Consider the following 19,001-nt stretch of genomic DNA (forward strand, 5'->3'; position numbering starts at 1 on the left):
TCTTATCGAAAACCCGAGTTCGATGAAAATGAATTTTTTTTGAGCGGCTTTTCGAGTAAATATACTTTCATCGCGTGTCATCGCAACGAGAGCGCAGCGCATTCCATGTCCCGTTCCCTATCGGTTCGTGCGCCGGCGAGCGCAGACGATCTGATCGCCGCGCGCATCGCCGCGGCCATGCCGACGCTCACGCCCATCCATCGGCGCATGGGTGCATTCGTGCTGGCGAACCTGTTTCGCTCGGCGACCATGCGTATCGACGAACTGGCGGGCGCGGTGGGCGCGTCGGTGGCGACGGCGAACCGTTTTGCGCGCGCGCTCGGCTTCTCCGGCTATCCGTCGTTTCGCGAGGCGCTCGTGCGCGGTTTCGAGGCGACCATCGCGCCGGTCGAGCGCTTGCGCACCGCGCTCGAATCGCCGGCGAGCGGCGCGGAGGTGTTCGATGCATCGCTCGCACAGGCGGCGGCGAATCTGCGTCTTGCTCAAACCTCCGTCGATGGCGCGAAGGCCGAGGCAATCGTCGATACGATTCTCGCCGCGCCGCGCGTCTTCACGATCGGTTACGGCGCGAGCGCCTTTCTGGCCGGCCTGCTGGAGCACGGGCTCACGCCGTATTGCGCGAACGTGCAGTCGCTCGCGTTGATGGGCGGACCGTCGCACGCCGCGCGGCGGCTCTTCACGGCGGCGCGCGGCGATGTGCTGATCGCGATCGCGTTCCCGCGTTATGTCGACGACACCATCACGCTCGCGCAGCTCGCGCGCGATCACGGCCTGCGTGTCGTCGCGCTCACGGACAGCGCCGCGTCGCCGCTCGCGCAGGTCGCGGATCTCGTGCTCGCGATCCGCGCCGAACGCCGGCTCGCGGCGAATTGCGACACGGCTGTGCTGGCCGTCATCGAAGCGCTGTGCGATGCGGTCGCGCACCGGGCCAAGCGCTCGGTCGAGGCGGCATCGGGATTGACCGAATTCGTCTTGCCCTGGCTCGTCGCGCCTTCTTTGCCGAAAGAAGCGCACGCGGTTCAGGCAACCCGCCGCACCACTGCGAAACGACACACTCATACGGAATCGCGCAAGTCATGAACGCCACACCAGTCATCGCCATTCACGGCGGCGCGGGCACGATCGTGCGCCACGCGATGAACGCCGAAGCCGAAGCGCGCTATCACGCGGCGCTGACGGACATCCTGAGCGCGGCGCAACGCGTGCTCGCCGATGGCGGCAGCGCGCTCGATGCCGTCACCGAAGCCGTGCGCCTGCTCGAAGACTGTCCGCTCTTCAACGCGGGCCACGGCGCGGTGTTCACGGCGGCGGGCACGCATGAACTGGACGCTTCGGTGATGGACGGCGCGACGCTCGACGCCGGCGCGATCAGTTGCGTGACGCGCGTGAAGAATCCCGTGCTCGCGGCGCGTCGCGTGCTCGACGTGAGCGATCACGTCATGTTCACCGGGCCGGGCGCGGAAGCGTTCGCGGCCGCGCAAGGTCTCGAATTCGTCGATCCGTCGTACTTCTACACGGAGGCACGCCATCAGCAATGGCTCAACGCGCGCGGCACCTCGGGCACGATGCTCGATCACGACGCGATGACGAAGTTCGCCTTCTCGAATGATCCGCGCGATCCCATCGATCCCATCGATCCCGACAAGAAGTTTGGCACGGTCGGCGCGGTCGCGCTCGATGCCAACGGCCATCTCGCGGCAGCGACGTCGACGGGCGGCATCACCAACAAGCAGGCGGGCCGCGTCGGCGATGCGCCGCTGATCGGCGCGGGCTGCTACGCGAACGACGCGACCTGCGCGGTTTCGACCACCGGTACGGGCGAGATGTTCATCCGCATGCTCGCGGCGTACGACGTGTCGGCGCAAATGGAATATCGCGGGGTATCGCTGGAAGACGCATCGAACGATGTCGTGATGACCAAGCTGCCACGCATCGAAGGGCGCGGCGGTCTCGTCGCTGTCGATGCGAAGGGCAACGTCGTGCTGCCATTCAACACGGAAGGCATGTACCGCGGCTTCGCGCGCGTGGGCGAAGCGCCCGTCACGGCGATCTATCGATGATGAGCGCGACGCTGCCCGATGCCCGTGTGATCGACGTGCGCGATCTGTCGGTCGCGTTTCGCTCGCTCGCGCGCACGGTCGAAGCCGTGCGCAGCATTTCGTTCACCGTGGATCGCGGCGAGACGCTCGCGATCGTCGGCGAATCGGGCTCGGGCAAGTCGGTCACGTCGCTTGCGCTGATGCGGCTCGTCGAGCATGGCGGTGGCCGGATCGTGTCGGGCAGCATCGCGTTTCGCCGCCGCAACGGGCAAGTGCTCGATCTCGCGAAGGCGTCGTCGGCAACGATGCGGGGCGTGCGCGGCGCGGACATCGCGATGATCTTCCAGGAGCCGATGACCTCGCTCAATCCGGTCTTCACGGTCGGCGATCAGATCGCGGAAGCGATTGCGCTGCATCAGAACAAGAGCGCGTCGGAGGCGCGCGCCGAAGCGCTGCGTCTGCTCGATCTCGTACGCATTCCCGAAGCGCGCCGCGTGTTCGCGCGTTATCCGCATCAGCTGTCGGGCGGCATGCGTCAGCGCGTGATGATCGCGATGGCGCTGTCGTGCAAGCCCGCGCTCCTGATCGCCGACGAGCCGACCACCGCGCTCGATGTCACGATCCAGGCGCAGATCCTGCAACTCGTGCGCGGCCTGCAGAACGAAATGAACATGGGCGTGATCTTCATCACGCACGACATGGGCGTGGTCGCGGAAGTGGCCGATCGCGTGCTCGTGATGTATCGCGGCGAGAAAGTGGAAGAGGCGCAATCGGACGCGCTGTTTCACGCGCCGAAGCATCCGTACACGAAGGCGCTGCTCGCCGCCGTGCCGACGCTCGGCGCGATGCGCGGCACCGATCGTCCCGCGAAATTCCCGATCCTCGAAGTGGAACGGGTCGACCTTGCGCCCGACGATGCGAGCGCGTTGCGTCCATCCGAGGCGGTCGAAAAGGAACAGCAGCCTGCCGTCGACGAAACCATCAGGCCGATTCTGCGCGTGCGCGACCTCGTCACGCGCTTTCCGGTGAAAAGCGGCTTGTTCGGCCGCACGACGGCGGCGGTGCATGCGGTCGAGCGCGTGAGCTTCGATCTGCGTCCGGGCGAGACGCTCGCGCTCGTCGGCGAATCGGGCTGCGGCAAATCGACGACGGGGCGCTCGCTGCTGCGGCTCGTCGAAAGCCAGAGCGGCTCCATCGAATTCGATGGACGCGACATCAGCAAACTCGAAGGTCACGAGCTGCAGACCCTGCGGCGCAATATCCAGTTCATCTTTCAGGACCCGTTCGCGTCGCTCAATCCGCGTCTGACGGTCGGCTTCTCGGTGATGGAGCCGCTGCTCGTGCATGGCGTCGCGAGCGGCAAGCAAGCGCAGGCGCGGGTCGACTGGCTGCTCGAAAAAGTCGGCTTGCCGCCCGAAGCGGCGCAGCGTTATCCGCATGAATTCTCGGGCGGACAACGACAGCGCATCGCGATTGCAAGGGCGCTCGCGTTGAACCCGAAGGTCGTCATCGCCGATGAATCCGTCTCCGCGCTCGATGTCTCCGTGCGCGCGCAGATCGTCAATCTGATGCTCGATCTGCAGCGCGAACTCGGCGTCGCGTATCTGTTCATCTCGCACGACATGGCGGTCGTGGAGCGCGTGAGTCATCGCGTGGCGGTGATGTATCTCGGGCAGATCGTCGAGATCGGGCCACGCGCGGCCGTGTTCGAAGCGCCGCGTCATCCGTACACGCGCAAGCTGATGAGCGCGGTGCCGGTCGCCGACCCGTCGCGCCGGCACGCGCAGCGCATGCTCGCCGCCGACGAGATTCCAAGCCCGATCCGCAAGCTCGGCGATGAGCCCATCGTCGCGAAACTCGTAGCCGTAGGACCAGACCATTACGTCGCCGAGCATCACGTTGGTGGCGCGTACTGATAACACCATAACGTCATAAGGAGTCCAACGAATGCCGTCCTTCAAACTGCGCTCGATACTCGCTGCAAGCGCATTCGCCGCGCTGACCTCACTCGCGCCGGTGGCGGCGCATGCGCAAGGTACCGCCGTGATGGCCGTCGCCTCGACCTTCACGACGATGGACCCGTACGACGCCAACGACACGCTCTCGCAAGCGGTGGCGAAGTCGTTCTATCAGGGTCTGTTCGGCTTCGACAAGGACATGAAGATCCAGAACGTGCTCGCGACGAACTACGAGGCGAGCCCCGACGCGAAGGTCTACACGATCCATCTGCGCAAGGATGTGAAGTTCCACGACGGCACCGACTTCAACGCCGACGCCGTGAAGGCCGTGTTCGACCGCGTGACCAATCCGGACAACAAGCTCAAGCGCTACAACCTCTTCAACAAGATCGAGAAGACCGAGGTGGTCGATCCGTACACGGTGAAGATCACGCTGAAGATTCCGTTCTCGGCGTTCATCAACGTGCTCGCGCATCCGTCGGCGGTGATGATTTCGCCGGCCGCGCTGCAGAAGTACGGCAAGGACATCGCGTTTCATCCGGTCGGCACGGGGCCGTTCGAATTCGTCGAATGGAAGCAGACCGACGACCTGAAGGTGAAGAAGTTCGCCGGCTACTGGAAGAAGGGTTTGCCGAAGATCGACATGATCGACTGGAAACCCGTGGTCGATAACAACACCCGTTCCGCGCTCATGCAGACAGGCGAGGCGGACTTCGCGTTCTCGGTGCCGTTCGAGCAGGCCGCGACGCTCAAGGCGAACCCGAAGGTCGATCTGATCGCGGCGCCATCGATCATTCAGCGCTACGTCAGCATGAACGTGCTGCAAAAACCCTTCGACAATCCGAAGGTGCGCGAGGCGATGAACTATGCGATCAACAAGGAAGCGCTCGTGAAGGTGGCGTTCGCGGGCTATGCCGTGCCGGCCGAAGGCGTGGTGCCGCCGGGCGTCGAATACGCGACCAAGCTCGGACCGTGGAAATACGATCCCGCGAAGGCGCGCGAACTGTTGAAGGAAGCAGGCTATCCGAACGGCTTCGAAACCGTGCTGTGGTCGGGCTATAACCATACGACCGCGCAGAAGATCATTCAGTTCGTGCAGCAGCAACTGGCGCAGGTGGGCGTAAAGGCATCGGTCGAAGCGCTCGAAGCGGGGCAGCGCGTGCAGCGCATCGAGAGCGCGCCCGATCCGAAGACGGCGCCGGTGCGGATGCTCTATATCGGCTGGTCGTCGTCGACGGGCGAAGCGGACTGGGCGCTCTCGCCGCTGCTCGGCGGCACGTCGTTCCCGCCGAAACTCTTCAACACCGCGTACTACAAGAACGATCAGGTCGATGACGATCTCTCCAAGGCGCTCGCCACCACGGATCGCGGCGAGAAAGCGAAGCTCTATGCCGACGCACAGAAGCGCATCTGGGCCGACGCGCCGTGGATCTTCCTCGTCACGGAGAAGGTCGTGTACGCGCGCAGCAAGCGTCTGTCGGGCGCGTACGTGATGCCCGACGGCTCGTTCAGCTTCGAAGAGATCGCCATCAAGTAATCGCTTTCGGCCGGGCGCGATCGCCCGGCCGCATCTGACCGGAAACGATGCTCAACTTCATCGCCAAACGACTGTTAGGCCTGCTGCCGACGCTCTTCATCGTCGCGGTGCTCGTGTTCTTCTTCGTGCACATGCTGCCGGGCGATCCGGCGCGGCTCGCCGCGGGCGCGGAGGCCGACGAAGCGACCGTCGCGCTCGTGCGTGCCGACCTCGGTCTGGACAAGCCGCTGCCGCAGCAACTGGTGGGCTTCTTCGGCAAGATCGTGCATTTCGACTTCGGCATGTCGACGCGCAGCAAGCGGCCCGTGGCGACGGAAATCGCCGAGCGCTTCATGCCCACGTTGTGGCTCACGCTCGCGAGCATGGTGTGGGCGGTGATCTTCGGCATGGGCATCGGCATCGTGTCGGCGGTATGGCGCAATCGCTGGCCGGACCGTCTGGGCATGACGCTCGCGGTGTCGGGCATTTCGTTTCCGGCGTTCGCGCTCGGCATGCTGCTGATGGAAATCTTCTCGGTGAAGCTCGGCTGGCTGCCGATCGTCGACGACGGCACATGGAAGGGCTACGTGCTGCCGTCGATCACGCTGGGCGCGGCGGTCGCGGCGGTGATGGCGCGCTTCACGCGTGCGTCGTTCGTCGAAGTGCTCGGCGAGGACTTCGTGCGAACCGCGCGCGCGAAAGGCGTGCACGAACCGATGGTCATCTTGAAGCACTGCCTGCGCAACGCGATGATTCCCGTCGTCACCATGATGGGCCTGCAGTTCGGCTTTCTGCTCGGCGGCTCGATCGTCGTGGAGAAGGTGTTCAACTGGCCGGGCCTCGGGCGTCTTCTGGTCGACGCCGTCGAGATGCGCGACTATCCGGTGATTCAGGCGGAAGTGCTGCTGTTTTCGCTGGAATTCATCGTGATCAACCTGATCGTAGACGTGCTGTACGCGATCATCAACCCGACCATCCGTTTCAAGTGAGGACCGCATGAGCGTGGCAGCCGAAAGCGCGGTGCAGGCGCCGCAAGAGATCCGCACGCCGTGGACGGAGTTCTGGCGCAAGTTCAGGCAGCAGCCGGTCGCGCTCGCCGCGGCGGTGTTCGTGATCCTGCTGATCGTGATCGCGATCATCGCGCCGTTTATCGCGCCTTATGACCCGGAGAATTACTTCGATTACGACGCGCTCAACGCGGGTCCATCGGCTGCGCACTGGTTCGGCGTCGATGCGCTGGGGCGCGACATTCTGAGCCGCATACTCGTCGGCAGCCGCATCTCGTTGACGGCGGGGCTGGTGTCGGTTGTGCTCGGCGCGGTGATCGGCACGTTCTTCGGCCTGCTCGCGGGCTATTACGAAGGCTGGTGGGACCGCATCGTGATGCGGATTGCGGACGTGCTGTTCGCGTTTCCCGGCATTCTGCTCGCGATCGGCGTCGTCGCGATTCTCGGCAACGGCATGGTGAACGTCGTGTGCGCGGTCGCGATCTTCAGCATTCCCGCGTTCGCGCGGCTGGTGCGCGGCAATACGCTCGCGTTGAAGCATCTCACGTATATCGAGGCGGCGCGAAGCATCGGCGCATCGGACTGGACGATACTCGCGCGGCATATCCTGCCGGGCACGATCTCGTCGGTGGTCGTGTACTTCACGATGCGTATCGGCACGTCGATCATCACGGCCGCGAGCCTCTCGTTTCTCGGTCTGGGCGCGCAGCCACCCACGCCGGAGTGGGGCGCGATGCTCAACGAAGCGCGCGCCGACATGGCGATGGCGCCGCACGTCGCCATCTTCCCGAGCCTCGCGATCTTCTTCACCGTGCTCGCGTTCAACCTGCTCGGCGACGGCCTGCGTGACGCGCTCGATCCCAAGCTCGACCGGCCATGATGCATATCGGCCTGCTCGAAGCGGGGCCGCGCGGCACGATCGCCGATGTCGCGGGCGTGACCGTCGGGCACTGCACGCTTGCGCAGGGCGCGGTGCAAACGGGTGTCACCGTGGTCCGCCCGCACGCCGGCGATGTGTATCGCGACAAGGCGCCGGCCGCGGCGTGCGTCATCAACGGCTTCGGCAAGAGCGTCGGGCTCGTGCAGCTCGAAGAACTCGGCGTGATCGAGACGCCCATTGCGTTGACCAATACGTTCGGCGTTGGGACCATCGCGAATGCGCAGATTCGCGCGGCGATCGCTGCGAATCCGCGCATCGGACGCGAAGATCCGAGCGTGAATCCGCTCGTGTTCGAATGCAACGATGGCTACCTCAACAACATGCAGGCGCTCGCGATCGATGAAGCGCATTACCGGAGCGCGCTCGATGCCTGTAGCGAAGACTTCGCGCGCGGCGCAGTGGGCGCGGGACGCGGCATGTCGTGCTTCGAGCTGAAGGGCGGCATCGGCTCGGCGTCGCGCATCGTGCAAATCAATGGGCGCGGATACACCACAGGCGCGCTCGTGCTGGCGAACTTCGGCTGTCTGCCGCAGCTCACGATCGCGGGCGAGGCGGTCGGTCGCGCGCTGGCGTCGGCGCGCACCTCGAAGGTCGAGCCCGAGCAAGGCTCGATCATCGTCCTCATCGCAACCGATGCGCCGCTCGATGCGCGTCAGTTGCGCCGTCTCGCGATGCGCGCCGCCGCCGGACTCGCGCGCACAGGGTCGGTCTACGGCCACGGCAGCGGCGACATCGCGCTGGCGTTCACGACCGCTTACACCGTATCGCACGACGAGGACTTCATCCCGATACCGCCGCTCATCAGCGACGCGCGGCTCGACCCGCTGTTCCAGGCCGCCGCCGACAGCGTCGAACAGGCGATCCTCGATGCGCTCTTCAGCGCCGAATCGGTCGCCGGACGCGATGGTCATCGGCGTATTTCGCTCAACGACGCATTGAAAACACGATCATGAAAGTGCTGATCTCGGTGGATATCGAAGGCATCGCGGGCGTGTTCCATCCGGAGCAGACGCGCGCGGGCAATCCTGAATACGAGCAGGCGCGCCGCTGGATGACGCGCGAAGCGAACGCAGCGGCGCAGGGCGCATTCGACGGCGGCGCGTCGCAAGTGTGGATCAACGATTCGCACGGCGGTTTTCGCAATCTGATGCCCGATCTGCTCGATCAACGCGCGCGCCTCGTGCTCGGCAAGCCGCGCACGCTCGGCATGATGGCGGGGCTGGAAGCGGCGCCGGACCTGGTGTTCATGATCGGCTATCACGCGCGCGCGCAAAGCCGCGGCATTCTCGCGCACACCATCAACAGCGCGGCCTTTGCGCGCGTCTCGCTGGATGGCGAGGAGGTCGGCGAGGCCGGGCTCTATGGACGGCTCGCCGAGGAGCACGGCGCGCACGTCGCGTTTCTGACCGGCGACGACGTGTTCGGCGCCGAGACACTGCCCGCCTTTCCCGGCGCGCGCTTTCTGTGCGTGAAGACCGCGCACGGCTATTCGAGCGGCGTGACCGAAACGCCTGCGGCGGCCTGCGACGCGATCCGGCTCGCCGCGCGCGAAACTATCGAGGCGGCTTCTGCGGGGCATCGCCGGCGCGTCGCGCGGTCCGGTCATCGCTGCGAACTCCGCACCCAGACCACGGCGTTAGCCGATCTGTTCTGCCAATGGCCGACGCTCGAACGCATCGATGCCGTGACGCTCGCCTTCGACGCCCCTTCGATCGAATCTGTCGTGCGAATACTCAATTGCCTTTCGGCAATGTCCTTCATGATACGTTGAGTGTTTGAACCAGGCGCTTTGAGTATCGTTAGAATGGAGCCACTTGCAGGACCGGCTCCGGTCTTGACGTGTTTTTGCAGACGACGCTCATGCACACCGTGAAGCTCGAACACAACGATGACGAAGTGCTCGACCCCGCCGATCCGCAACTCGTCGTGCGCGGCTCGCTTTTCATCGACGGGCACGACGCCGGCTGCTGGGAGCAACGGCGCGACGGGACGTGGGCGGCGCATGTGCGGCACAAGGAAGGCTGGATCGTCGAGGCGAGCCGCGGCGCGCTGATCGACCGGCTCGCCCGCGAGGCATAACGCAGTTAATTTCGAATCACTCAAACATTTTCATGTATCTGTCGATCATCGCCGTGGGACTCGGTGGCGGACTGGGATCGCTGCTCAGATGGGTTCTCGGGCTACGCCTGAATGCGATTTTTCCGAATTTGCCGCTCGGCACGTTCGCGGCCAACGTCATCGCGGGCTACATCATCGGCGTGGCGGTCGCCTTCTTCGCTCGCTTTCCCGATATCTCGGTGGAGTGGCGGCTTTTCATCATCACCGGTTTGATGGGCGGGCTTTCCACGTTCTCGACCTTTTCGGCCGAAGTGGTCGCGCATCTTCAGCAAGGGCGGCTCGGCTGGGCGCTCGCGGAGATCGCGATTCACGTTTGCGCATCGCTTCTGATGACGGCGCTCGGTATCGCGACGGTGGTGGTGGCTTCCTGAACGAACCGGCGGCAGCGCACGTCCATCATCCATTTCCCGCGATTTGAACGTTTGCGCGCGCCTGGCCGTTCCCCAAACACTCTTTTTTCCGCGTTTTCAACGCTGGACCCTCGCTGCCATTGCAGCGGTTTTTTTGTTTTTCTTTTGACAGCAACGAAGGTGATGAAATGTCAGGGCTGCCGCTCATCGATGTCAGACCGTATCGTGCAAGCGATCTCGACGGTGTGATCGATCTGTTCCAACGCGCCGTTCGCGAAACGGCGTCGGCCGATTACAACCAGGCGCAGATCGAAGCCTGGGCGCAAACCGACCGCGACGAATGGGAACTCGCCCGCCTGAGCCGTCCGACGTGGGTCGGACTCGTCGACGGTGAACTCGCGGGTTTCGCCGATCTCGAAAAAAACGGACTCATCGACATGATGTTCGTCGATCCGCTGCATCAGCGTAAAAGCGTGGCGACGTCGCTGCTCGCGCGTATCGAAGCCGAAGCCGACGAAGCCGGCCTGACCACGCTGCACACTTATTCGAGCGTCACCGGACGGCCTTTCTTCGAATATTGCGGCTTCGATATGCTGCTCGCGCGGGCGGTCATCGTGCGGGAACAGCGCTTCGTCCAGTTCGTGATGGAAAAGGTGCTGTAAATCGCCAAATCTGTATAGACAAGTGTTAGAGAAATTCGCCGGGCGATCCTAGTGATATCCCGGATATCCCCTTGTTTCGTCCTTCTAGCCCGTTTAGACTTGAGTCTAACTTGTATAGACAGGACGAACCATGATCACGCTCACGCCCGGAAAACTGACCCTGCCGCAACTGCGCCGCATCGCGCGAGGCTCGGATTCGCTCGAACTCGATCCGGCGAGCTTCGGCGCGATCGACGCGAGTGCGCGCGCCGTCGCCGCGATCGCCGCGAAAGGCGATCCGGCTTACGGCATCAACACGGGTTTCGGGCGGCTCGCCAACACGCACATTCCGGCCGACCAACTCGAACTGCTGCAAAAGAATCTCGTGCTGTCGCACGCGGTGGGCGTCGGCGAGCCGATGTCGCGTCCGGCCGTGCGTCTCCTGATGGCGCTCAAGCTGTCGAGCCTCGGGCGCGGCCACTCGGGCATCCGTCGCGAAGTCATCGACGCGCTCATCACGCTCTTCAACGCCGACGTGCTGCCGATCATCCCGGTCAAGGGCTCGGTCGGCGCCTCGGGCGATCTCGCGCCGCTCGCGCATATGTCGACGGTGCTGCTCGGCATCGGCGAAGTGATGATTCGCGGCGAACGCGCGAGCGCGCTCGACGGTCTCGCGGTCGCGGGCCTCAAGCCGCTCATGCTGCAGGCGAAGGAAGGCCTCGCGTTGCTGAACGGCACGCAGGCGTCTGCGGCGCTCGCACTGTACAACCTCTTCGCGATCGAAGACCTGTTTCGCACCGGGCTCGTCGCTGGCGCGCTGTCGGTCGATGCGGCGGCGGGCTCGGTCGTGCCGTTCGATGCGCGCATCCATGAACTGCGCGGACATCGCGGACAGATCGACGCCGCAGCGGCGTACCGCACGCTGCTGAAGGGCTCGGGCATCAATCTGTCGCACGCGGATTGCGAGAAGGTGCAGGACCCGTACAGCCTGCGTTGCCAGCCGCAGGTGATGGGCGCGTGTCTCGACCAGATGCGCCACGCCGCCGAAGTTCTGCTGATCGAATCGAACGCCGTCTCCGACAACCCGCTGATCTTCCCCGACACCGGCGAAGTGCTGTCCGGCGGCAATTTCCACGCGGAGCCGGTTGCGTTCGCCGCCGACAACCTCGCGCTCGCCGCTGCCGAAATCGGCGCGCTGGCGGAACGCCGCATCGCGCTCCTGATCGACGCGACGCTCTCCGGCCTGCCGCCTTTCCTGGTGCGCGACGGCGGCGTCAACTCGGGCTTCATGATCGCGCACGTCACGGCGGCCGCGCTCGCATCCGAAAACAAGACGCTCGCGCATCCGGCGTCGGTGGATTCGCTTCCCACGTCGGCGAATCAGGAAGACCATGTGTCGATGGCGACCTTCGCCGCGCGCAAGCTCGGCGACATCGCGAGCAACACGGCGAACATCCTTGCGATCGAACTGCTCGCGGCGGCGCAGGGCGTCGATCTGCGCGCGCCGCATCAGACCAGCGCTCCGCTCTCCGAAGTCATGAAAACGCTGCGCGCGCAAGTGGCGCATTACGACCTCGATCACTACTTCGCGCCGGATATCGCCGCGATCGCGACACTCGTGCAGGACGGCGCGATCGCGCGGCACAGCCCGTTCTCGTTCGCGTCGGAACAGCCTGCATGAACACGCCCGCGTATCAGGAGATCAAGGATTACATTCTCCAGCGCATTCACATCGGCGAGTGGAAGGAGGGCGATCAGGTGCCCTCCGAGAACGAGCTCGCGCGCGAGTTCAAGGTCGCGCGCATGACCGTGAACCGCGCGCTGCGCGAGCTGACCTCGGAACAGGTTCTCACGCGCGTGCAGGGCGCGGGCACCTTCGTCGCACAGCCGAAATATGCGTCGACGCTCGTCGAGATTCGCAGCATTTCCGATGAAATCGTCGCGCGCGGTCATGCGTATCGCGCGCAGGTGCTGCATCTGGGCGCATCGATCGTCGATGAAGCGCTCGCCGCCGAAATGCATCTCGCGCTCGGCAGCCCGGTGTTTCATTCGCGCGTGCTGCACTTCGAGAACGACGAACCCGTGCAGATGGAAGAGCGCTATGTGAATCCCGCACTCGCACCCGAATACGCGCGCCAGGATTTCACGACGATCACGCCAAATCAGTATCTGATGGCCGCCGCGCCGCTGCAACGCGTGGAGTACCGGATCGAGGCGTCGGTGCCGTCGGCGGAGATTCGCGCCGCGCTCGCGATGGCGGAGCACGAGCCGTGTCTGCTGCTGCATCGGCGCACGTGGTCGCGCGATGCGGTCGCATCGGTCGCGAATCTCTGGCATCCGGGCGACCGCTATCAATTCACCGGGCACTTCTGAACATGACGATCATTCGCGCCGCTTCGCTCACGCCCGCGCCGTGGAAGAACGGCGGCGGCGTCACGCGCGAGATCGCGGCGGGGCCGCAAGGCGCGTCGTTCGATGCCTTCGCGTGGCGTCTGTCGCTCGCCGACGTGGCGTCCGACGGCGCGTTCTCGACCTTCGCGGGCGTCGATCGCGTGCTCGTACTGCTCGATGGCGCGGGCATGCGTCTGACCGAAGCCGATGGCCGCGCGCACACGCTCGACACATCGCTTGCGAGCGCGCGCTTCGCCGGCGAAACGCCGATCCACGCGACGCTCATCGACGGCCCGACGCGCGATTTCAACGTGATGGTGCGGCGCGACCGCGCCCGCGCGACGGTCGATGTCCACCACGCTTCCTGCGCGCTCACGCCCGCTCACGAGCTGACGTTCATCCACTGCGCGCGCGGCAGGATCGATGTCAAAGCCGACGACGACGCACGCCATACGCTCGAAGCAGGCGACACGCTGTGTCTCGACCGTGCGACCGCGCTGGACTGCGAGGTGAAAAAGGGCGCATCGTGGCTGCACGTCGGTATCGACAGGGTGTAAAGACGGCGAACAGCCGCGCATCGACATAAGAAGGAGACAGGATGAACGCATTCTTCGCGGACCACGCGCGCCTCGCCGAAGGCTGGCGGCGCGACGTGCTGCTCGAATGGGACGACGGCGGCACGCTCGTGCGCGTCGCGCCGGACAGCGCGCCGCCGGCGGGCGTCGAACGTGCGAAAGGGCCGGTCGTGCCCGGCATGCCGAATCTCCACTCGCACGCCTTCCAGCGTGCGATGGCAGGCCTCACCGAATATCGCGCGAGCGTCGCCGATACGTTCTGGAGCTGGCGCGATCTCATGTACCGCTTCGCCGCGAGAATCGGTCCCGAATCGCTCGCGGATATCGCGCACTGGCTCTACATCGAGATGCTGAAGGCGGGCTATACGTCGGTGTGCGAGTTCCATTACGTGCATCACGCACCCGATGGCGCGCCCTACGCGAACCGCGCCGAACTCGCCGAGCGCGTCGTCGATGCAGCCGAGCGCGCGGGCATCGGCATCACGATGTTGCCGGTGCTGTACGAATACAGCGGCTTCAACAAGAGCGCGCCGCGCGAGGATCAGCGGCGCTTTCTGAACACGCCCGACACGCTGCTTGCATTGATCGACGCGCTCGCCCGCGCGCGGCCCGAAAACGGCGCGCGCCGATACGGTGTCGCGCCGCATTCGCTGCGGGCCGTCGGAGGCGAATCGCTCGCGGCGGTCCTCGAAGAGCTCGATGCGCGCTTCGATCATGCGCCGGTGCATATCCACGTGGCGGAACAGGTCGCCGAAGTGGAGGCGTGCGTGGCCGCGACGGGGCATCGTCCGGTCGAATGGCTTCTCGAACGCTTCAACGTCGACGAGCGCTGGTGCCTCGTGCACGCGACGCACGTCGATGCACACGAATGCGCGCGGCTCGCGGCGAGCGGCGCGGTCGCGGGACTGTGTCTCACGACCGAAGCGAATCTCGGCGACGGCGTGTTTCCGTCGCGCGATTATCTCGATGCGGGCGGGCGCATCGGCATTGGCTCGGATAGTCATGTCGGTGTCGACTGGCGCTCGGAACTGCGTTTGCTCGAATACGGCCAGCGGCTGTGCCGTCGCCAGCGCAACGTGCTGGCATCGCCGACGCAGAGCCGTCCCGCCGACCGTCTTTTCGACGCCGCGCTCGATGGCGGCGCGCACGCGACCGGGCGGCCTGTCGGCGCGCTCGCGCAGGGAAAACGCGCCGACTGGCTCGTGCTCGACGACGCGCATCCGGGCATCGGCGGCCATGCGCGCGACACCTGGCTGTCGAGCGCGGTGTTCTGCGAGCATGGCGAGACGCCGATCCGCGATGTCTTCGTGTCGGGCCGCAAGGTGATCGATGCGCGCCGCCACGCGCAGGAAGACGAGGCGCTCACGCGCTATCGCGCCGCGTTGCGCGACTTGCTGGGTTGAACCCTAAGGTCATCTCATGAACGAATCTTCGATTTTCACGCTGGAACACGGCAGCGCGCCGCTGCTGATTTCGATTCCGCACCGGGGCACGCAGATTCCTTGCGCGCTCGCCGCCGAGATGACGCCGATTGCGCAGCGCGTCGAGGATTGCGACTGGCATCTCGAACGGCTTTATGCATTCGCGCGCGATCTGGGCGCATCGATCCTGACGCCGGCGTATTCGCGCTATGTGATCGATTTGAACCGCCCGCCCGACGACGCCAACCTCTATCCCGGCCGCGACACCACGGGACTGTGTCCGGTCGATACCTTCGACAAGGCGCCGCTCTACAAGCCGGGCCGCGAGCCGTCGCGCGAACAGATCGATGCGCGCCGCGCGATGTACTGGCAGCCGTATCACGATGCGCTCGCTCGCGAACTCGACGCCTTGCGCCAGGCGCATGGCCGCGTGCTGTTGTGGGAAGCGCATTCGATCCGCTCGGTGGTGCCGCGCTTCTTCGACGGACGCCTGCCCGATTTCAACTTCGGCACGGCGGACGGCGCGTCGGCGGCGCCGGGGCTGGCCGAGCATCTCGCAGGGATCGTCGAGCGCGACGGCCGTTATTCGACGGTGGCCAACGGGCGCTTCAAGGGCGGCTACATCACGCGGCGGTATGGCCGGCCCGGAGAGGGCGTTCACGCGCTTCAACTCGAACTGACGCAAGTCAGCTATATGGAAGAATCGGCGCCGTTCGCTTACGACGAAGCGCGCGCGAGTCGGGTTCAGCCGCTGTTGCGCGAGCTGGTAACGGCCGCGCTTGCCTATATGACGACCGCGGCGGCTGGCGCGTGAATGGCGAATTGCTGGCGAAGCTGTAATGACGGTATGCGCTGGAAACGATTGAGCACATCTGCCGATAAAAGTGTATATCCATTAAAAACAACAACTTAGACCGCGCTTTTGCGTCCGGATCGGCGGATCGCGCGAATCACGCCGCGAAACGCATTGTTGCGGTCCGGACAATTATGTTTCGTTAAAATTGGGGTTTCCCCTAAGGTCGATGCCTCCTACACTGTTTTCAAGCGAAACGAAATCAGAAACTACTTAAAAAGCTTCCGATTCGGTTTCGATTTCAAAACAAGACTATTGGAGGTTCATCATGATCAAGGCTTTCGTTCCCGCACTCGTCATCGCCAGCGCTCTGGCCGCTCCGACTTTCGCATTCGCACAGGACAACGCGCCGCTGACCCGCGCTCAAGTCCGCGCCGAACTGGTTCAACTGGAAAAGGCCGGCTACAACCCGTCGGAAGATCGCGTGAACTACCCGCAGAATCTTCAGGCCGCGCAAGCGCGTGTGAACGCTGAAAACGGCGTTTCGGCTTACGGTCCTTCGACGGCCGGCACGTCGCAATCGGGTGCGGCGGCTCCGGTGGCGCGCGCTAACGTGTCGATGTCGGATCGCAACTCGGTCTACTTCGGTCATTGATCGGAGCGCCACTTGGCGCTCAACCAGGCAGTAGCAGCAGGCAGTAGCGGTAGATGTGCAGCAAAGCGTTGGCAGTAGCAATACCTTGCGAGAAATGCAGTTGCAGTACCGCAGTGAAGTTGTAGAGCAGTAACGCAGTAAGCAGCAAGTCGAACGCCGGCCGCTATCGAGCGACCGGCGTTTTTCATTGCGCGTCGTGTTTTTCTTCGACGCGCGGAGACACCGCCCCGCACGCGCGAATCACGAGGCGCACGACTTCCTCCGTCTGTTCATCGAAGGCTTTGCGCGTGAGCGCGCGCTTGCCCTTGAGCGCACGAATCTGCGCGTCGAAGTCGGCATAGTGCTGCGTGATCGCCCAGATCATGAACATGAACGTGTCCGGCTCGACCGGCGCGAGCAAGCCGCGCGCGATCCAGCTTTCGATCACCGTCACACGCGTATCGAGCCACGGCTTCACGCGCTCGTTGAGGATGTCCTGCATGTGATGCGCGCCGTGGATGATCTCGCTCGCCCACACTTTAGAGCCGAGCGGTCGTCTCCTCGACAACTCCATCTTCGCGCGCACATAGCCGCCGATCGCGTCGACGGGATCGTCGCTGCATTCGAAAGTGTCCGCCGCGCGATGCCAGTCCTCGAACAGGTCTTCCAGCACGCGACGATAGAGCGCGAGCTTCGTCGGAAAGTAGTAGTGCAGGTTGGCCTTCGGCAAGCCGGCGCGTTCGGCGATCATCGCCGTGCTTGCGCCTTCCAGCCCTTTCTCCGCGAAAACTTCTTCGGCGCAGGCCAGAAGCTGCGCTTCGTTGCTCTCGCGAATCTGCGCCTTGCGCCGTCGCAAGGGTGGCGCAGTGTCCGCGTTTTCCCGGACGTGGCCCGCCGTGTCGTCGTGTCTCATCGTCGAATTCTTGTCCCGTGTGTGCCGCATCGTGCCTGAATCGCGCCGTTCGTGCACGCCGCGCTGCATCGCGACGAAATCTTCGTCGGAACCAGTACCAGCCGATGCTGCATTGCAATGGCACGCTTATCGCTTAAACGGTTTCGTGTTTGCCCGCGCACGAAAGACGTTGATTTGCTTATTTTAATCGGCTACAACCTGTCCAACTGGACAGGATTTGAAGAGCGCTCGAAGCAGTGGAAAAAGCGTCGCCGGCAACATTCATCGCATAACAGAAACCGTGCACCGGGCGCGTGCGGCATTGCACCGCGAACGCCCGGCATGCACGAAACGAAGTCACTCACATACGAAGTCAGATCGTAAGGAGCGAGGCGAATGAACGCTGTAACGGATGCAATCAGAGAGGCTGGTCTCGATACGTCCATCAGGGTCAACGGTCAACGTCTATGGGACAGCCTGATGACGATGGCCAAAATCGGCGCGACACCGAAAGGCGGCGTCTGCCGTCTCGCGCTGACCGATCTCGACAAGGAGGGGCGCGACCTCATCGTTAGTTGGGCGAAGGAAGCGGGCTGCACGGTGAGCGTCGATCAGATGGGCAACGTGTTCATGCGCCGCGCGGGGCGCAACCTCGAAGCACTGCCCGTGATGACCGGCTCACACGCCGATTCCCAACCGACCGGCGGACGCTTCGACGGCATCTACGGCGTGCTCGGCGGGCTCGAAGTGATCCGCACGCTCAACGATCGCGGCATCGAAACCGAACATCCGATCGAAGTCGTCATCTGGACCAACGAAGAAGGTTCGCGCTTCGCCCCGGCGATGGTCGCATCGGGCGTGTTCGCGGGCGTGTTCTCGCTCGACTACGGCCTCTCGCGCAAGGATGTCGATGGCAAGACGATCGGCGAGGAACTGAAGCGCATCGGCTATGCGGGCGATCTGCCGTGCGGCGGCCGCAAGCTGCATGCGGCGTTCGAACTGCATATCGAGCAAGGGCCGATTCTCGAAGCCGAGGACAAGACGATCGGCGTCGTGACCGATGCGCAAGGCCAGCGCTGGTACGAGATCACGCTGACGGGCCAGGAAGCGCACGCAGGCCCCACGCCGATGCCGCGCCGCAAGGACGCGCTGCTCGGCGCGTCGCGCGTGGTGGATCTCGTGAACCGCATCGGCCTCGACCATGCGCCGCTCGCGTGTGCGACGGTCGGCATGATGCAGGTGCATCCGAACTCGCGCAACGTGATTCCCGGCCGCGTGTTCTTCACCGTCGATTTCCGTCATCCCGACGATGCCGTGCTCGCGCGCATGGACGCCGCGCTGCGTGAAGGCGTCGAGCGCATCGCGGGCGCGATCGGCCTGTCGACCGAACTCGAACAGATCTTCTACTACGAGCCCGTGAAGTTCGATGCCGCTTGCGTGGCTTCCGTGCGCGCGGCGGCGCAGCGCTTCGGCTATTCGCATCGCGACATGGTGTCGGGCGCGGGCCACGACGCGTGCTATCTCTCGCAGGTCGCGCCGACGTCGATGGTGTTCGTGCCTTGCGTCGACGGCATCAGCCATAACGAAATCGAAGACGCGTCGCAGGAGTGGATCGAGGCGGGCGCGAACGTGCTGCTGCACGCGATGCTGGAGCGCGCGTCGGAACCGGCTTCGTAGGCAGCGCTTTTCTCTTTTACGTTCAGCACCGTCCGCGTCACGACACGCG

19 protein-coding genes are annotated in these 19,001 nt (G+C 64.4%); 18 read left to right on the top strand and 1 reads right to left on the bottom strand.

What is annotated here, in order from left to right; translation table 11 throughout:
* The first annotated feature begins 105 nt into the window (after positions 1 to 105).
* The 17 genes from BTHE68_RS15300 to BTHE68_RS15380 all read left to right on the top strand — a co-directional run bounded on the left by BTHE68_RS15300 (position 106) and on the right by BTHE68_RS15380 (position 16,404).
* Positions 106 to 1,080 (top strand): MurR/RpiR family transcriptional regulator, encoded by a 975-nt coding sequence (locus BTHE68_RS15300; RefSeq protein WP_162067184.1) that lies wholly within the window; start codon positions 106 to 108, stop codon positions 1,078 to 1,080.
* Positions 1,077 to 2,060, top strand: a complete 984-nt coding sequence (locus tag BTHE68_RS15305) for an isoaspartyl peptidase/L-asparaginase family protein (RefSeq protein ID WP_162067185.1) — start codon at positions 1,077 to 1,079, stop codon at positions 2,058 to 2,060. Before BTHE68_RS15300 ends, BTHE68_RS15305 begins: the two co-directional genes overlap by 4 nt.
* Positions 2,057 to 3,955, top strand: coding sequence for a dipeptide ABC transporter ATP-binding protein (locus BTHE68_RS15310; protein WP_162067186.1), 1,899 nt, complete (start codon positions 2,057 to 2,059; stop codon positions 3,953 to 3,955). Before BTHE68_RS15305 ends, BTHE68_RS15310 begins: the two co-directional genes overlap by 4 nt.
* A 31-nt stretch (positions 3,956 to 3,986) precedes the next feature.
* The gene (gene gsiB / locus BTHE68_RS15315) at positions 3,987 to 5,534 is read left to right on the top strand and encodes a glutathione ABC transporter substrate-binding protein GsiB (RefSeq protein ID WP_162067187.1); all 1,548 of its coding nucleotides are present in this window, start codon (positions 3,987 to 3,989) and stop codon (positions 5,532 to 5,534) included.
* 47 nt (positions 5,535 to 5,581) lie between these two features.
* A complete protein-coding gene (gene gsiC / locus BTHE68_RS15320; RefSeq protein WP_162067188.1) occupies positions 5,582 to 6,502 on the top strand; it encodes a glutathione ABC transporter permease GsiC in 921 nt (306 codons plus the stop codon).
* 7 nt (positions 6,503 to 6,509) lie between these two features.
* On the top strand, positions 6,510 to 7,400 hold the full coding sequence (gene gsiD / locus BTHE68_RS15325) for a glutathione ABC transporter permease GsiD (RefSeq protein WP_162067189.1): 891 nt from the start codon (positions 6,510 to 6,512) through the stop codon (positions 7,398 to 7,400).
* Positions 7,397 to 8,413 (top strand): DmpA family aminopeptidase, encoded by a 1,017-nt coding sequence (locus BTHE68_RS15330; RefSeq protein WP_162067190.1) that lies wholly within the window; start codon positions 7,397 to 7,399, stop codon positions 8,411 to 8,413. The genes gsiD and BTHE68_RS15330 overlap by 4 nt, the downstream gene beginning before the upstream one ends.
* Entirely contained in the window at positions 8,410 to 9,231 is an 822-nt protein-coding gene (locus tag BTHE68_RS15335) for a M55 family metallopeptidase (RefSeq protein ID WP_162067191.1), read from the top strand. The genes BTHE68_RS15330 and BTHE68_RS15335 overlap by 4 nt, the downstream gene beginning before the upstream one ends.
* Positions 9,232 to 9,320: 89 nt before the next feature.
* The gene (locus tag BTHE68_RS15340) at positions 9,321 to 9,539 is read left to right on the top strand and encodes a hypothetical protein (RefSeq protein WP_162067192.1); all 219 of its coding nucleotides are present in this window, start codon (positions 9,321 to 9,323) and stop codon (positions 9,537 to 9,539) included.
* Between the two features lie 32 nt (positions 9,540 to 9,571).
* Positions 9,572 to 9,949 (top strand): fluoride efflux transporter CrcB, encoded by a 378-nt coding sequence (gene crcB / locus BTHE68_RS15345; protein WP_035501472.1) that lies wholly within the window; start codon positions 9,572 to 9,574, stop codon positions 9,947 to 9,949.
* A 167-nt stretch (positions 9,950 to 10,116) separates the two neighbouring features.
* Positions 10,117 to 10,590, top strand: coding sequence for a GNAT family N-acetyltransferase (locus tag BTHE68_RS15350; protein ID WP_162067193.1), 474 nt, complete (start codon positions 10,117 to 10,119; stop codon positions 10,588 to 10,590).
* Positions 10,591 to 10,720: 130 nt separating this feature from the next.
* The gene (hutH, locus tag BTHE68_RS15355; RefSeq protein WP_162067194.1) at positions 10,721 to 12,250 is read left to right on the top strand and encodes a histidine ammonia-lyase; all 1,530 of its coding nucleotides are present in this window, start codon (positions 10,721 to 10,723) and stop codon (positions 12,248 to 12,250) included.
* The gene (hutC, locus tag BTHE68_RS15360; protein WP_162067195.1) at positions 12,247 to 12,942 is read left to right on the top strand and encodes a histidine utilization transcriptional repressor HutC; all 696 of its coding nucleotides are present in this window, start codon (positions 12,247 to 12,249) and stop codon (positions 12,940 to 12,942) included. The genes hutH and hutC overlap by 4 nt, the downstream gene beginning before the upstream one ends.
* 2 nt (positions 12,943 to 12,944) lie before the next feature.
* The gene (locus BTHE68_RS15365) at positions 12,945 to 13,517 is read left to right on the top strand and encodes a HutD/Ves family protein (RefSeq protein ID WP_162067196.1); all 573 of its coding nucleotides are present in this window, start codon (positions 12,945 to 12,947) and stop codon (positions 13,515 to 13,517) included.
* A gap of 41 nt (positions 13,518 to 13,558) precedes the next feature.
* Positions 13,559 to 14,938, top strand: coding sequence for a formimidoylglutamate deiminase (locus BTHE68_RS15370; RefSeq protein WP_162067197.1), 1,380 nt, complete (start codon positions 13,559 to 13,561; stop codon positions 14,936 to 14,938).
* A 16-nt stretch (positions 14,939 to 14,954) separates the two neighbouring features.
* On the top strand, positions 14,955 to 15,770 hold the full coding sequence (gene hutG, locus BTHE68_RS15375; protein ID WP_162067198.1) for an N-formylglutamate deformylase: 816 nt from the start codon (positions 14,955 to 14,957) through the stop codon (positions 15,768 to 15,770).
* Positions 15,771 to 16,080: 310 nt separating this feature from the next.
* Positions 16,081 to 16,404, top strand: coding sequence for a DUF4148 domain-containing protein (locus BTHE68_RS15380; protein ID WP_162068213.1), 324 nt, complete (start codon positions 16,081 to 16,083; stop codon positions 16,402 to 16,404).
* A 184-nt stretch (positions 16,405 to 16,588) separates the two neighbouring features.
* On the opposite strand, the gene BTHE68_RS15385 is transcribed toward BTHE68_RS15380, so the two are convergent.
* On the bottom strand, positions 16,589 to 17,296 hold the full coding sequence (locus BTHE68_RS15385; protein WP_162067199.1) for a TetR/AcrR family transcriptional regulator: 708 nt from the start codon (positions 17,294 to 17,296) through the stop codon (positions 16,589 to 16,591).
* Between the two features lie 375 nt (positions 17,297 to 17,671).
* On the opposite strand from BTHE68_RS15385, the gene BTHE68_RS15390 reads away from it, so the two are divergent.
* Positions 17,672 to 18,952: a Zn-dependent hydrolase gene (locus tag BTHE68_RS15390; RefSeq protein ID WP_162067200.1), complete on the top strand. Its 1,281-nt coding sequence runs from the start codon at positions 17,672 to 17,674 to the stop codon at positions 18,950 to 18,952.
* Positions 18,953 to 19,001: the final 49 nt, after the last annotated feature.

The sequence above is a fragment of the Burkholderia sp. THE68 genome, assembly GCF_009938265.1.
Classification (GTDB): Bacteria; Pseudomonadota; Gammaproteobacteria; order Burkholderiales; family Burkholderiaceae; genus Caballeronia.